Here is a 14,416-nt window from a genome sequence, read left to right as displayed (position 1 = left end):
TGTCGTGTCTTATCCTGCCTCATAAGGTAAGGGCGATAGGCTCTAACCCCAAATGAAAAGTTCGTAACGCAAACGAACAAGATTCATAGGGCATCCATTATAGATTTTATGCTGCGACACAAAAAGTCATCAGCCTTTATGATGCTGTTGCGAAGAAGCTTTGGAACGGATTCTGGGTGTAAAAAGATTCTGTACCACATCCGGAGCCGAGAATTAGGGGCTCGAAAATCAAAGAAACACACAGGTTTTTGAGACTTTCGTAGTGATACTGATAGGAAAAATCCTGCGCAAAAATCAGCAAATGACCGAATTGTGCAAGTTTTCAAGCGCGTTTTGCACCCGCGAAGAGCATCTCTACTGACCAATTGGACGAATGAATAGAGGATATTTTGCCCGAATTGGCAATTTCGCTAGAGATTACAGGCATATGACTTAGGGCTATGCTGTCTTGACACCCCAAGACCGCCCGATTAAGGTGCGCCCGTCTTCGACAGTTGCAGGGGCTCAAAGGGATGTCCGGTAAAAAGCTTACGGAAATTCAAGGGGGGCCTCATGCCGGGGAATGAAGACCACAAGCTGGATGACCGTCTGGGGAATTTGGACGCGGAACTCGCAAAAATGCGCGAGTCCCAAGCGACAAAAAACCGGGCAAAAATGGACAGCGAACAGAGCAATGGACTTGCGATGGCCTGGCGTCTTGGCTCAGAGTTTGTCGCAGGGGTTCTGGTTGGAACTGCCATTGGCTGGCTGATAGATGAGTGGCTTGGGATACGACCTTGGGGGATGATAATCTTCCTTTTACTCGGTTTCCTGGCCGGAATGCTGAATTTGTTGCGCTCGGCGGGCAAGTTGCCCCCTCCGGGAGCTTGATTTAAACGAACTGTGACTTGCCATGCGCTTAAATCGCAGGTAAGGACGCATTTAGGAATAAAAGGCCAGTCTGACGACTACGGCTCTGCGCAATGGGCGCACCGGACGTCAGGTCAGGTTGACCAGATTAAGTGAGAGGGCAAACGAGTGACAGATCCCGCTGTTGATCCGATTCATCAGTTCCAGATCCATGATATTTTCACTCTGGGCGAAGTCGGTGGTGTGCAGTTCGCAATGACGAACTCCTCCGTATTCATGATCGCAATTGTCGTTCTGATTTCCGGGTTTCTAATCCTTTCGACATCTGGCCGCGGCCTGGTGCCGACGCGCTGGCAGTCTGCTGCCGAGCTGATGTATGAGCTGGTCGCAAGCACGCTGCGCAACTCTGCCGGTACCGAAGGCATGCGCTTCTTCCCGTTTGTTTTCTCGATCTTTGCCTTCGTGCTGGCGGCAAACGTGATCGGCCTCGTGCCTTACTTCATGACGGTAACGAGCCATTTGGTCATTACTGCGGCTCTGGCGCTTTTGGTTATTTTCACCGTCATTGTTTATGGCCTGATGCGCAACGGCCTTGGCTTCTTCAAGCTGTTTTTGCCATCCGGGTTGCCTGTGGCAATCGCGCCCTTTATCGCCATTATTGAAGTACTTTCCTTCCTGTCGCGTCCGGTTTCTCTTTCCTTGCGTCTCTTCGGCAATATGCTTGCCGGTCATATCGTGTTGAAAGTGTTCGCCGGATTCATCGTCACCTTGACGGCGGCAGGTGTCGGAGGCTGGTTTGCCGGCATTTTGCCGCTCGGCATGACCGTGGCCCTGACCGCACTGGAAACTCTGGTCGCAGTTTTGCAGGCCTATGTATTCACGATCCTCACATGTGTTTATCTTAACGACGCGATCCATCCGTCACACTGATAGGACATGCAAGGCTCGTTTGAATGAGTTCGAACCAACATTAACCCAACTCAAATTCTGATTGAATGAAACAGGAGAATTTACAATGGATGCAGAAGCAGCAAAGCTGATTGGTGCTGGTATCGCTTGTATTGGTATGGCTGGCGCTGGTATCGGTGTTGGTACTATCTTTGGCAACTATCTGACAGGTGCACTGCGCAACCCGTCCGCAGCAGCCTCTCAGTTCACCAACGCTCTGGTTGGCGCAGCGCTTGCAGAAGGTCTCGGCATCTTCTCTCTCGTCGTTGCCTTCCTGCTGATGTTCGTTGTTTAAGACTGATTTTCTGTCCTGATGGACAGGATTAGACAACGGAAAAGATTCAAGGATTCAGTTTCGCCTTGATTTCTTCAGTCAAATGGTTTGAAGCGGACCGGCGTATTGTCTGTCCCTTCTGCCATTGAAGAGACGCGATCTCTCGAGTCTTTGCCTCTGGAACGCAAGCTGGCGACCGATTTTATCGGTAGTATGTTTGCGAGATTCAACGGCAGGATTTGACGGCCTTTTTGGCAGAGTGCAGGCCATGGCCTGTTAATTTGTTGAGGTCGAGAGGGTGATCGAGCCGCGAAATTGACGTTATGATTTGGAGATGACGATGGCGCAACAGCAGATCGATGCGCATACAGAAGTAGCCGGACACGGCGGAGGAGAAGGCGGGCATGCATCGTTCCCTCCTTTTGATCCAAATACGTTTGGGTCTCAGCTTCTGTGGTTGGCCATCACCTTCGGGCTGCTTTACTACATTATGTCCAAGGTGGCTTTGCCACGAATTGCCAACATTCTTGAAGTGCGGCGTGATCGCATCGCCAGCGACCTTGGCGAAGCCGAGCGTTTGAAGCGAGAGACAGACGAAGCGATTGCTTCCTATGAAGAGTCTCTGGCTGAAGCACGCCAGAAAGCGCACGGTATTGCCAATACCGCTCGCGACGAAGCAAAATCTCATATCGAAGCTGAATTTGCCAAGGTTGAGGCCGACGTCGCCAGCCAGATTTCCGAAGCGGACAAGAAGATCGCCGCTGTGAAGGATGCTGCCATGGGTGAAGTCGACGCAATCGCAACGAGCACCACATCAGCCATTCTGGAACAGATTCTCGGCTCCAGTGTCGCTGAAAAAGAAGTTTCCAAAGCAGTCTCGACTGCCAAGGCAAACTAAAGGGAGAGCCTGATGGGTACAAATACGCTATGGGCCTTTATCGGTCTCCTCATCTTTGTCGGTATCATCATCAAGATGGGTGTGCCGGGCATGATTGCCAGTGCTTTGGACAAGCGTGCCAAACTGATTGAAGACGAACTCGATCAGGCTCGCCGCCTTCGTGAAGAAGCACAGGGTTTGCTTGCCGAATATCAGCGCAAGGCGCGTGAAGCGGAAAGCGAAGCTGAAGAAATCGTGATGCTTGCCAAGCGCGAAGCGGAAGCGATGGAAAAAGAAGCGCAAGCCAAAATTACCGATTTCGTCGCTCGACGCACCAAGCTTGCCGAGGACAAGATTGCGCAGGCTGAAGCCAGTGCGATCAGCGAAGTCAAGGGCGCCGCAACGGATCTGGCCGTCAAGGCCGCCGAACAGATTCTGGCTAAGAAGATGGAAGGCAAAGCAGGCAAAGATCTGCTGAAGGCTTCTATCGCTGAGGTAGGCTCCAAGCTCCACTGATTTTGTAGCCGACTGTCTGCCTTGCAAGGGCAAAGAATTTCAAAAGCCGTGGCATCATGATGCCGCGGCTATTTTATTGGCCGTAGGCGGACTGAGCCGCAGGGACTGGGCTCAGGGCTCAGGGAAGAGGACCGAAGGCAATCAATCTATCTCAAGCAAGCTTGCTTCTACTCTTAGAACCTACAGGACATTGCCATAGAGCCATCTGACGCCGGTTTTGAGACCCACTGTACAGATATTGGCAAACACGCCATTGGAGAGCTTGGCGACGTCTCTGTGTAGGGGGGCGTCTAATAGTTGTTTCTCAAGCGATGGAGGCTCATCGCGTAGCCAAATCAGAAGGCTGGTGTTGGGTTCGTAATGTTTAGCCGCCTTGCGCAACACTGCGCGCTTGATTTCTCGCTCCACCTCCTGAACGCTGATCCCGAAAGGGCGGAATTTATCAATCACAACGCCAACCCGAGACATTTCACGATCATGGCGCACAAGATCCGCCCCTTGTCGAGGGTTCATTGCGCGGGTGATCTCCAGATAGCCTTCGCGATCTGGCGAAATGTGGGGTTGGTTGGAAACGATCCGGTAGATGGCGTCGAAACTGCATCCATTGTCTGTTTTAGGATCACCACTTCCGGTCCGTGTTGCGCATACCTCCATCGTTGAATCCCAATTGCGAATGTCGCCGCTGACATGTTTGCCGAAAAGCAACAACGGGAGCCACTCATCGACATGCTTGGCTCCCGGTCCGATATGTGACGTCGATGGATGCTGCTGAACGAAATAGGGTTGTTCGTTAGCTAAAGCACGATCGAAATTCTGTATTCGTATGCTCTCTTCCCAGAATAATTCTTCGAACTCGCAAATATTCAGCCAGTCGGTTAAATCTGGGTCAGATGGACTTTCATAAATCATGCGACTTGCTTCCAAGAATCGTTTGATTATATCCACTTTCCAAAATATTGAGCCAAATTTTTGCGGGAAAATCAACTTTTTTCAAGAACCGTATTCTCGATGACCGATCTATTCTGGTTCAATACTTGGGTGTGCGTGCGCAATATTTTGTCGCCTAGAGAAAATTGTCATACGACTCGAGCTGGAAAATGAAAGGATGTTCCAACAGAATGCTGCAGAATCTTATCGATTTGACGACAAAGGCATTGCTGGCACCTCTGTCGAAGGGAGGGGCGGGTGTTGAAACCGTTGGTGAAGTGAGAGAGGTCAGGCGCGCAGTGACGCCTTCGCTTTCCGCCCAAGCTTCAGGTCATCTCGTTGGATGGTTGGAAAAATGCACTTATTGTCAATAAATTAGCACTAGCATGATACAAGCAGCGCTTCCGGACCGCTCGCACGGACCGGACGTTGACAAGCGAGGTTCAATCATCGATTGTAAATTGGCTGTCATATGGCTCGATTCTTGTGGGGAGAGAGAGCCATGATAAAGACGGCAAAACTTGGTCAATCGCACGGGGGGAGGGGACCGACCGCCCGTGACGCGCCGTGGCGTCGATGACCATTGACACGGTGAAAGTTATGACATCGAAAAGTAGAAAGTCTGGCGAAGGTAAGAGAAACACCCGAGAACTGATCCTTGAAGTAGCCGAGCGAGAAATTGCTGTAAACGGTGTTGAGGGGTTCCGGTTGAAGGATGTAGCCGAACAGGTCGGCATTCAGCTTCCGTCTCTCTATGCGCATTTTGCTGGCCGTAAAGAGTTGCTGGAAGCATTGACCAATGAGTTTTTAGGCACTCTCTACGCGCTCTATAAAGAGCTCTCAGCTCTGCCGCCGCGCGAAGCTCTGCTGGCGAGCGCTGACCGTACCATTGACCTCTATTTGTCCAAGAGGGGGTATGCGCGCCTGCTGCTTTATGATTTCCCAGCTCCCAACAAGAATTCCCTGATGGTGAACAGTGAGGACAAGATCATAGAGATCTTGAATCTGATCGAAGAAACCATCCAGAGAGGCGTAGCACAAAATACCGTGCGGGATATTTCCGCCGAGCTATTTCTGTCTTTCCGCCTCGGTTTGACCCTGTTTCCACTGTTCATGCGCCTTGACAGAAACGGGGGAGACATGGTTACTGATCAGGAGATCATCCATTCAATCAAGCGCGAGTCCAACTTCCTTTTGGCTCACTTCATTTCTGTGCGCTGATCAGCCATCGCCGCTTTATCTGCCAAAGAGACTCACAAATCTCCTGCGACATGGCCCCGCTATGGGGTGTTGAAGGAGGGGTATTTGTTTGTGTCATACCGCTTATGCAAAAATGCATGAGAAAAGTTTAGGCACAATTTAGAGGGCGGTATGAGCGGTTTTCTGCCTTATAGTTGAGCAGACATTGGGATTAATTCCAATGTTTCGTTTGAATATCTGCTGGTTGGAATCATAAAATTTTTCATAGCGGGTTTTGGCAAGAATAAAATGCGGCATTGGGTTTTTTGCTCGAGCAATGTGTCTGAAGCATTGCTAAGATGCGCCATTCGAGTGGCTGTTTTCGGCCCTGTCCAAAAATCCGGGGAAAGGCACTCAGCATTGGACTGAGTCAAATATCTGCGTTTAGCATTGGGCTAAAGTCATATTACCGGAGTGAAATGGCAAAAAGACGAGACATGACCATGCCTGAACAAGCAAAGAAATCTTCTTCTAACGATCTCCTGCAAAAAGAATATCATGAGATCGGTATCCCTTCCGTTGCTGCTGCTTGCTGCGTGAAGAAACACGTAGAAACCAAGCACACGGACTATGATCCAGTGCAAGCCAAGAAATAAGCACATCATGTGTGTGCTCGGGTAGAGTGCCGGTTGGCCCTAGCTGAGGGCCTGTAAAACAGTGTTTCGATTTCCTGTTTCGGAAGCGCTGGTTTTCGTCGCACAAATGCCCAGTATGTGTGAATCTGCTTCAACCCTTTGTCTCGGCTTTCTATATGAGAGCGTGCATGACGCAGAGACAAAGCTGACGGTGTGCCTTCCCCGCGGCGCAGCGACGTAAAGACTACACCTTTAAAAGCGTTCCTTCGCAAGAGGAACGCTTTTTTCATGGAAGGGCAATCTTTGCCCGATTATTCCGGGCCTGTGGTTTGGCTTTCCTCCCGGATGCCTCATCGCGAGCTGTGAATGAGCGACCAGGCCAGAAGCCACATGATGATGCCGATAATAAAATCTAGAATTCTCCACGCGATTGCCCGCTCAAACAGAGGCGTGAGCACGCGCGCACCATAGCCCAACGCAAAGAACCAGACAAAAGAAGCCGCAATAGCGCCCACCGCAAACAGCATCTGCTGAAGGCCCAGCCAGCGCGCAGAAAGGCTGCCCACCAACATCACCGTATCCAGATAGACATGCGGGTTGAGATAGGTGAAGGCCAGAACAGTAAGTATGGCGCTCTTGAGGCTTATGCTTTCGCCCTTGGACACATGCATGCCGCTGCTCTTGAAGGCCCGTATAAAAGCTTGCAGGCCATAAAAAAGCAGGAACGCAAAACCACCCCATGTGATCAGTGTCAGCAAGATGTGGGATTGCCGCACCAACGTGCCCATGCCCGCCACGCCTGCGGCTATGAGCATGGCATCGGAAAAAGAGCATATCAGAACAATGGGTAAAACATGCAATCGCTGCAGCCCTAGCCTCAAGACAAAGGCATTCTGAGCCCCGATGGCGATGATGAGAGAAGCACCCAGCAAAAAGCCCTGCAGCATAGGCGCGTAGATGGAAGATAGCGTCATGGATTGTCTTTTTTAAGAAAAATCTCAAGGCAAGAAGAAGCCGGACGTGGAACGCCCGGCTACATTGTTTCTTTCATTCTTCGGGAGTGCCTGGCTTATGGGTAAAGCCGTGTTTTCTCCCAACCATCGCCGCTTGGTTTGAACACGACGCGATCGTGCAGTCTGAAATTCCGGTCATGCCAGAATTCGATTTCTTCGGGCACGACCCGAAAACCGGACCAATAGTCAGGGCGCGGAATGCGTCCGATATTGAACTTTGCGGTATATTCAGCAACGGCCTTTTCAAGCGCAAAGCGACTTTCCAGAGGCCGGGATTGTTTGGATGCCCAAGCCCCTATGCGGCTGCCGCGTGCGCGGGAATCGTAATAGGCGTCCGCTTCTTCCTTGCTGACCACTTCAACCGCCCCCCGAATGCGCACCTGACGACGTAGGCTCTTCCAATGGAAAAGAAGGGCCACTTTCTGGCTGGCCAGCAGCTCACGTCCTTTGGCACTTTCGAAGTTTGTATAAAAAACGAATCCCTTTTCCGAATAGTCCTTTAACAGCACCATGCGCACGTTTGGCATGCCACTTTCATCCACCGTGGCTACGGCCATGGCGTTGGGATCGTTCGGCTCACTGGCTTCAGCTTCCGCTAACCAACGAGAAAAGAGGTCCAGAGGCTTGTTTGCCTCAGTAAAGTTACCACTCATTAACCTTCCTGGCTGAAAATAAACTATGACTTCAAAGGCGGGTCCTGCATGACGATGCGGGCTCGGTCTAGAGTGTAAAGGAACCCGACATGTTTGGCCATAGAGTCTCTGCATCAATTTACAGCGCCGCCCGCGGTGCCGTAAAGCTTTGCGTGCTGGCTGCCTGTTGTTCCCTCGGTGCTTGCGCTTCTGTCAGTTTTATGGGCTCCTCCGATCAGGTCGACGACATCAAAACCGGCTCGATTGGCGTGACAGACCGCTTGCTCGCTGGCATCGACCCTTCAGACTGGCAAGTCATGCTGAACCGTATGTCCTCCTTCGACAAAGTCGCCATGCAGGCCGAACAGGTCAACGCAGACTGGATCAATCCTGAAACCGGCTCCAAAGGGCGGATTACTCAGGTCAAGAAACTGCCTGACATGATGAACGAGGAATGCCGCTCCTTCAAAAGTTCCATGCATCGGGTAACGGGCGTCGAGAATATCGAAGGTCAGGCTTGCAAGGTGCCGGATGGCAGCTGGCAAATCGTCGGCTTCTCTACGGGCGTCTCTGTATAATCTCGCCAAGCTCGCTTTCTGATAGCGTAATTATGTCTTTCTTGGGCGTCTTTCCTCATGTTCAATCTTTTGCATATGTGTCAATGAACTGTCACATAAGTCCGCTAACGTGTGTCTTGTAGCGCCAGTAAGGCCCTGCAAGTTCATGTTTCAAAGCTTTCAGAACCGGGTTCTTTTTCGTTTCTATTCACTGGTTTCTTACAAATTTTGCCATCACCAGTTGATGTTCACTTTCCTTTTTCTAAAGCAGATCCGGGTTCCGCACGAGCCCGGATCTTCTTTTTGGAGCGGTTCCATAAAGTAGGCAGTTACACATTGTAATCCTTGCTCAATTTCCCGTGCCGCTATTCGTTTCAAGAAGCCCTTCTATTGCATTCCTCATCCGAAGAACCTTTCGAAAATGAATTGCTTTTACTCCATAGGAGCAAAACTTATCCCCTGTAGACGCTGAGGGTCTGGAAAAATCGACAGGTTCCTCCTATAGTGATCGGCAAGAAAATGCTGCCTCAGGGCAGGGGACCAGCGGTGCGCTGGTTTATTTATGGCTCTTATTATGCTCAATGTGAGCATAAGTTTGGTCAGAAGAAACGATGTCGGGCCTCAAGACCAAAGGTCCGGATCGCAAGGTTGGCTTTGTCCTACGCCAAGATGCCAGTAGGAAGGCCAGACAGCACCGCGCAATTTGAAGGAGGCCAGACTCGGATGATGATGACAGCTCAGACTGCAACCGATTTTGCAAAACGTGCCCCGAGCAAGGCTGCACAGGAGCGGGGAATCCTGCCCATGCCGCCGCTTGTCTATAGCGATGAGGTGGCGGCAGAGACCGCGCCACTCTATGAGCTGGTCAAGCATGTCATTCCTTCCATCGAGTGGCCATTCCACGCGCCCTATATCTCGGCGATCAACAAATTGAAGAAAGAGCGCGGCGCGGTTATTCTGGCGCATAACTATCAAACGCCGGAAATTTTTCATGGCGTGGCTGATATCCGGGGCGATAGCCTTCAGCTCGCCATCGAAGCAGCCCGCTCGGATGCCGATCTGATCATCCAGTGCGGCGTGCATTTCATGGCGGAGACCTCCAAGATTCTATGTCCTGACAAGACGGTACTCATTCCCGATAGTTCGGCCGGATGCTCGCTCGCTTCGTCCATTACTGCCGCCGATGTGCGCGCCCTGAGGGATCAATATCCCGGAGTGCCGATCATCACCTATGTGAACACCTCGGCGGACGTGAAGGCCGAGTGCGATATCTGCTGCACCTCGTCCAATGCGGTCGAGATTGTCGAAAGCCTCGGTGTTGATCGGGTGTTGTTGGTGCCAGACCAGTATCTGGCCAAGAATGTCGCCGCCCAGACTGATGTGGAGGTGCTGACCTTTGCCGGCTCCTGCGAAGTGCATGAGCGCTTCACCGCCGACGAGATCCGCTCCTATCGCCGCTCCATGCCGGATGTGCAGGTGATCGCTCACCCTGAATGCCCGCCTGAAGTGGTGGCCGAGGCTGATTTCTCCGGCTCGACCAAGGGTATGATCGATTGGGTCAAGACCAATAGTCCGGAGAAGGTGATGATGATCACCGAATGCTCAATGGCCGACAATGTGGCCAGCGAAACACCTGACGTGAATTTCGTGCGGCCCTGCAATCTCTGCCCACACATGAAGAAGATTACGCTGCCAAAAATCCTCGACAGTCTGCTCTATATGCAGGAAGAGGTCACGGTTGATCCCCTCGTTGCCGACAAAGCCCGAAGGGCCGTCGAACGGATGATCAATCTGAAGTCCTGATGTCTTGAAGGTCCGGGTCGATCTGTTGCGATTGGCCCGGACTTTTCTTTATTCCCCCCAGCCTACGCTCCGGCAAAGGCAGGCCTCAAGGGTTGCGCTAGAAATGGCGGAACCAGATCAAAGTCAAATCCATGAACATTTCCGCATCCGACGATTTTCGCCCCGAAAGCTGGCAACGCCATGATGAAATCATCATCGTTGGCGGAGGGCTGGCAGGGTTGTTTTGTGCTTACAAGCTGGCACCACGCCCTGTAACGCTTATTTCTGCTGCCCCCATTGGCGAGGGCGCGTCCTCTGTTTGGGCGCAAGGCGGCATAGCGGCGGCGGTCTCGGAGGGCGACAGCACCACCTCGCATTTAAGAGACACGATCAAGGCGGGTGCAGGCATCGTTGATGAAAAGATCGCCCGCCTGATGACCAATCAGGGGCCACAGCGTATTCTTGACTTGCTGGAAGTGGGCGTGCCTTTCGACAAGGATCTGGAAGGCAAGCTGCGCCTGAGCCGCGAGGCAGCCCATTCCGCCAGCCGCGTTGTGCGGGTTTCTGGCGACAAGGCAGGGTTTGCCATCATGGAAGCCTTGATCCGGCGCGTCATCGACATGCCGTCCATCCGCATCGTTTCCGGTTATCAGGCTGAAAAACTGCATATGGAGGGGCGCTATGTAAAAGGCATCATCGCCCGAAGATGCGGGCAAGGCGCAGACACCGACACCCATACGCTCTTTTTTCCTGCACGCGCCGTGGTGCTGGCGTCCGGAGGCTCGGGCAACCTCTACCGGGTGACCACCAACCCGACCGAATCCAATGGCGATGGCATCGCCATGGCGGCGGCGGCGGGCGCGACGATCTCTGACCCTGAATTTGTGCAGTTCCACCCCACGGCACTTGATGTCGGCAAGGACCCTGCGCCTCTTGCGACCGAAGCTTTGCGCGGCCATGGCGCCAAGCTGATCAACAAGGCCGGTGAACGCTTCATGCTGGGCGAACATGAGCTGGCCGAATTGGCCCCGCGTGACATCGTAGCCCGTGCCATCCATCGGCAGGTCGAAGAGGGAAAGGGGGCCTTCCTTGACTGCCGTGAGGCAATCGGAGACAGCTTTTCTGAGGAGTTCCCCACCGTTTATGGTCATGCGCAAGAGGCTGGGATTGATCCCGCAACCGAACCACTGCCGGTCGCACCGGCAGCCCATTATCACATGGGGGGCATCCTGACGGACGCACAAGGACGCACGACCCTTGATGGGCTTTGGGCCGCAGGCGAGGTGACGGCCACCGGAGCCCACGGAGCCAATCGTCTGGCCTCCAACTCACTGCTCGAAGCCGTGGTTTTTGCCTCCCTCGTCGCGCAGGATATCAACCAGCAGCTCAGTTCGCCCAAACATGAGCTTTGGCAGCCCATCCGCAACGAGCGAACCCTGCCTGCGCTGCATCAGCCCCAAGAGGATATCGCAAGACTGCGCGCTACCATGAGCCGCTATGTTGGCGTGGAACGTGATGGCGCGGGCCTCAAAACGGCCTTGCAGATCATCGCAGAACTGGAACAGAAGAGCGTGACGGACAGCTTCCGCAATCAACTGACCACAAGCAAGCTGATCACCGTGGCGGCCTATTTGCGCAAGGAAAGCCGGGGCGGCCATTTCCGCAAGGATTATCCGCATCAGCAAGAAGACTGGCGTCACAGGACCTTCATTACCCTCAAGCAAGCTGAAGCCGAAATGGCAAGGATTCTGAGCGCAGCCGAGCCCGATTGATTTAAGACAGGGCGCATGGCATCGCTTTTTGCTAACTGAAGGCGTCAAGTTCGCAGCCAGGCGTCACCACCAACAGACAAGACGAGAATTCGCAAGACATTCGAAGGAAACCGCATTGATGAGCGACACAAACATCTTGCCCGCAGACAAACTGTTTCTGCCCCAACCCATCATTGATGATGCTGTGCTTGCTGCCCTGAAGGAAGATCTGGGCCGTGCTGGTGACATCACCACGCTTGCGACCATTCCTGCCGATGCGCACGCCAAGGCCGTGATCGCTGCGCGCGACGAGGGGGTCATCTCAGGCATTCCAATGGCGGAAAGCGCTTTCCGTCAGATTGGCGTATGGCATGGAGAGGCGGTTTCTTTCACACCCATGATCGCCGACGGTACAGAAGTGAAGGCAGGGGATGTGGTCGCGGAAATCTACGGCCCAGCACGCCTGGTGCTGTCTGCCGAACGGATCGCTCTCAACTTTATGTGCCACATGTCCGGTGTCGCCACGGCGACCCACAAGATGGTCAAGCTGATCAAGGGCACCAAGGCAAAAGTGACGGGCACCCGCAAGACGCTGCCGGGCCTGCGGGCTTTTGAAAAATATGCAGTCAAGTGCGGTGGCGGCTCCAACCACCGCTTCGGGCTTGATGATGCAATTCTGATCAAGGACAACCATATTGCAGTGGCAGGCTCGATCACCGAAGCCATTCGCCGGTCGCGTGATTTTGCTGGCCATTTGGTGCGTGTCGAAGTGGAGGTGGACACCATCGAGCAGCTCAAGGAAGCCATCGCCTGCAAGCCGGACGTCATCATGCTGGACAATATGGGCCCGGAGAAGCTGGCCGAAGCGCTGGCCCTGCTTGAGGGCACCGGCATCATCTCCGAAGCCTCCGGCGGTGTCAGCCCTGCAACGATTGCGGCGATTGCCAAAACCGGCGTGGATTATATTTCTGCTGGCTACATCACCCATTCAGCGCCAAACTTCGATCTGGGGCTGGATATTTCCGTCAGCTAATCGACAGCTGCCAAACTTGAAGACTAAAAACCCCGCGACCTACTCGGTATCGCGGGGTTTTTCGTGATGGTCACTCAAATGCCCATGCCACTTGCAAGCAGCTTTCTTTCATTCTCTGCGAGATAGGGGCGCTGTTTCGCCTAGTTGCTCCTGAAGCCTGTATGATTACCCGCACCGCGTCGACCAAAGCCATTGGCCTGCTTTCCTGCGATGATCGGAACGCGCGCTCTGGGGCGTTCATTGGCAGCTTTTGGTGTGGTCCTGCCCTCGGGGTGCGCGTAAGCAAACTCTTCATTGAAAAAGCGTTTCCTCGGCGGGCTCTTGCTCGACCCCATCTGGACGATCAGGTCAGGGCTTGCGTCGCCCCCATTCGGGTCATCGCCAAATTTATTCGGCCCACGGCTCCCTCGTTTGAAGAACAATAAGAAGAGCACGTAAAAATTGATGAAGGGTATGAACGTGCCGAACCACCAGAAGCCGCTTTTGTTCACATCGTGCAACCTGCGTACCAAGACCGAAAAATTCGGAAGCAATGTTACGAGCCAAAACAGAGCTAACAGAGGAAGGCGTGTCACAGTTTCGGAAAATGTCGCTCTTCCGGCTAAAAGAGGGCCTGCGCCAAGCAGAATATTGATCAGGATTGTGGTTAGATTCCAATACCAATATTCGGAGCGTGGTGCGCGTCCATTGAAACTGAAATAGTGTCTGAAACAGGATGAAATTGCTGCAAAGTAGCCCATGTCAAAATCCACAATCTATGATGGCAATGTCACCACTATTGATTGCGGGCCTTAACTGGCAGTTAAGCCGCATGTGAATTTGATAGCCAGACCAAATCTCTCATTTTACAGCGTTAAAAGAGGATTAAGTGACGATCTGCTCACTCTGCCGGAGAGGGCGAATGAGCCGGTGCGCTATCATAAGAGGAGCGCGTGGCTTGTGCGTCTCGTTTGGCAAGCGCAGCCATATCCAGTGGATTGGCACCAAAGCGGTTGAAGCCTTCCTGACTTTTGCGCGCCAGCATAGCCACCATCGGGAAGAGACCAAAAAAGGGGATAAGATAAACCAGAGTCCACCACCATCTGTGGCCCCTGTCATGCAAGCGCCGGACGGTGATGGCTACCATTGCTGGAGAAAAGAGCAACAGATAGAGCGGCACGAATGGCTCTCTGTTGCCCATCAGCTGATAAAGAAACAGCGCAAGACCGCTTGGCTCCTGCTGCCGGATATAGGTTACATCGGCCCCTAGTGCGGCGAAAAACATCAATGTGAAAAAGGTGAAGAAAAACCAGAATTCCATCCGCGCAGTTCGGCCGGAATAGGAAAATGACGCCCGAAGAATTGAGAATAGCTTGCCATAGAGTGAAAACATTGCCTGCTCCTTCTTCGGCATCGTGCCCAGCATCGGCCCGATTGCGTTAGGAGAGCCTACGAGAGAGGGTA

The 14,416-nt window shown here is 52.9% G+C and carries 16 protein-coding genes; 11 read left to right on the top strand and 5 right to left on the bottom strand.

The window, feature by feature from the left end:
- The first annotated feature begins 552 nt into the window (after window positions 1-552).
- The 5 genes from ACKPCT_RS10885 (at window position 553) to ACKPCT_RS10865 (ending at window position 3,464) form a co-directional block, all read left to right on the top strand.
- Window positions 553-870, top strand: coding sequence for an AtpZ/AtpI family protein (locus ACKPCT_RS10885; RefSeq protein WP_090070565.1), 318 nt, complete (start codon window positions 553-555; stop codon window positions 868-870).
- A gap of 147 nt (window positions 871-1,017) precedes the next feature.
- Window positions 1,018-1,779: a F0F1 ATP synthase subunit A gene (locus ACKPCT_RS10880; protein WP_090070563.1), complete on the top strand. Its 762-nt coding sequence runs from the start codon at window positions 1,018-1,020 to the stop codon at window positions 1,777-1,779.
- 85 nt (window positions 1,780-1,864) lie between these two features.
- Complete coding sequence (locus ACKPCT_RS10875; protein ID WP_090070561.1) at window positions 1,865-2,092, top strand: F0F1 ATP synthase subunit C; 228 nt, start codon at window positions 1,865-1,867, stop codon at window positions 2,090-2,092.
- A 319-nt stretch (window positions 2,093-2,411) separates the two neighbouring features.
- A complete protein-coding gene (locus ACKPCT_RS10870; RefSeq protein ID WP_090070559.1) occupies window positions 2,412-2,969 on the top strand; it encodes a F0F1 ATP synthase subunit B in 558 nt (185 codons plus the stop codon).
- Window positions 2,970-2,981: 12 nt separating this feature from the next.
- The gene (locus tag ACKPCT_RS10865; protein ID WP_090070557.1) at window positions 2,982-3,464 is read left to right on the top strand and encodes a F0F1 ATP synthase subunit B; all 483 of its coding nucleotides are present in this window, start codon (window positions 2,982-2,984) and stop codon (window positions 3,462-3,464) included.
- Between the two features lie 180 nt (window positions 3,465-3,644).
- Here the strand turns inward: ACKPCT_RS10865 and ACKPCT_RS10860 are convergent, their stop codons facing one another.
- Window positions 3,645-4,373, bottom strand: a complete 729-nt coding sequence (locus ACKPCT_RS10860; protein ID WP_090070555.1) for a hypothetical protein — start codon at window positions 4,371-4,373, stop codon at window positions 3,645-3,647.
- Window positions 4,374-4,991: 618 nt separating this feature from the next.
- On the opposite strand from ACKPCT_RS10860, the gene ACKPCT_RS10855 reads away from it, so the two are divergent.
- Together ACKPCT_RS10855 and ACKPCT_RS10850 are read left to right on the top strand one after the other, a co-directional pair.
- Entirely contained in the window at window positions 4,992-5,612 is a 621-nt protein-coding gene (locus ACKPCT_RS10855) for a TetR/AcrR family transcriptional regulator (protein WP_175527969.1), read from the top strand.
- A gap of 461 nt (window positions 5,613-6,073) precedes the next feature.
- On the top strand, window positions 6,074-6,226 hold the full coding sequence (locus ACKPCT_RS10850) for a hypothetical protein (RefSeq protein WP_210186684.1): 153 nt from the start codon (window positions 6,074-6,076) through the stop codon (window positions 6,224-6,226).
- 329 nt (window positions 6,227-6,555) lie between these two features.
- Here ACKPCT_RS10850 and ACKPCT_RS10845 read toward each other — a convergent pair whose 3' ends face one another.
- Both ACKPCT_RS10845 and pdxH read right to left on the bottom strand, forming a co-directional pair.
- On the bottom strand, window positions 6,556-7,164 hold the full coding sequence (locus ACKPCT_RS10845) for a LysE/ArgO family amino acid transporter (RefSeq protein ID WP_175528007.1): 609 nt from the start codon (window positions 7,162-7,164) through the stop codon (window positions 6,556-6,558).
- A gap of 110 nt (window positions 7,165-7,274) precedes the next feature.
- Window positions 7,275-7,871, bottom strand: coding sequence for a pyridoxamine 5'-phosphate oxidase (pdxH, locus tag ACKPCT_RS10840; RefSeq protein WP_319569200.1), 597 nt, complete (start codon window positions 7,869-7,871; stop codon window positions 7,275-7,277).
- Between the two features lie 89 nt (window positions 7,872-7,960).
- On the opposite strand from pdxH, the gene ACKPCT_RS10835 reads away from it, so the two are divergent.
- The 4 genes from ACKPCT_RS10835 to nadC all read left to right on the top strand — a co-directional run bounded on the left by ACKPCT_RS10835 (window position 7,961) and on the right by nadC (window position 12,973).
- A complete protein-coding gene (locus ACKPCT_RS10835; RefSeq protein ID WP_090070547.1) occupies window positions 7,961-8,428 on the top strand; it encodes an RT0821/Lpp0805 family surface protein in 468 nt (155 codons plus the stop codon).
- A 702-nt stretch (window positions 8,429-9,130) separates the two neighbouring features.
- Window positions 9,131-10,210, top strand: a complete 1,080-nt coding sequence (gene nadA / locus ACKPCT_RS10830) for a quinolinate synthase NadA (RefSeq protein ID WP_319569199.1) — start codon at window positions 9,131-9,133, stop codon at window positions 10,208-10,210.
- Window positions 10,211-10,341: 131 nt separating this feature from the next.
- Window positions 10,342-11,961 (top strand): L-aspartate oxidase, encoded by a 1,620-nt coding sequence (locus tag ACKPCT_RS10825; protein ID WP_319569198.1) that lies wholly within the window; start codon window positions 10,342-10,344, stop codon window positions 11,959-11,961.
- A 118-nt stretch (window positions 11,962-12,079) separates the two neighbouring features.
- Entirely contained in the window at window positions 12,080-12,973 is an 894-nt protein-coding gene (gene nadC, locus ACKPCT_RS10820) for a carboxylating nicotinate-nucleotide diphosphorylase (RefSeq protein WP_319569197.1), read from the top strand.
- A gap of 140 nt (window positions 12,974-13,113) precedes the next feature.
- Here the strand turns inward: nadC and ACKPCT_RS10815 are convergent, their stop codons facing one another.
- Entirely contained in the window at window positions 13,114-13,713 is a 600-nt protein-coding gene (locus ACKPCT_RS10815) for a DUF805 domain-containing protein (RefSeq protein ID WP_139229224.1), read from the bottom strand.
- 140 nt (window positions 13,714-13,853) lie between these two features.
- Complete coding sequence (locus ACKPCT_RS10810) at window positions 13,854-14,345, bottom strand: DUF805 domain-containing protein (RefSeq protein ID WP_319569196.1); 492 nt, start codon at window positions 14,343-14,345, stop codon at window positions 13,854-13,856.
- Window positions 14,346-14,416: the final 71 nt, after the last annotated feature.

This window comes from Cohaesibacter marisflavi (assembly GCF_963665895.2).
GTDB lineage: Bacteria > Pseudomonadota > Alphaproteobacteria > Rhizobiales > Cohaesibacteraceae > Cohaesibacter > Cohaesibacter marisflavi.
This window is presented reverse-complemented; position numbering and strand designations above follow the sequence as displayed.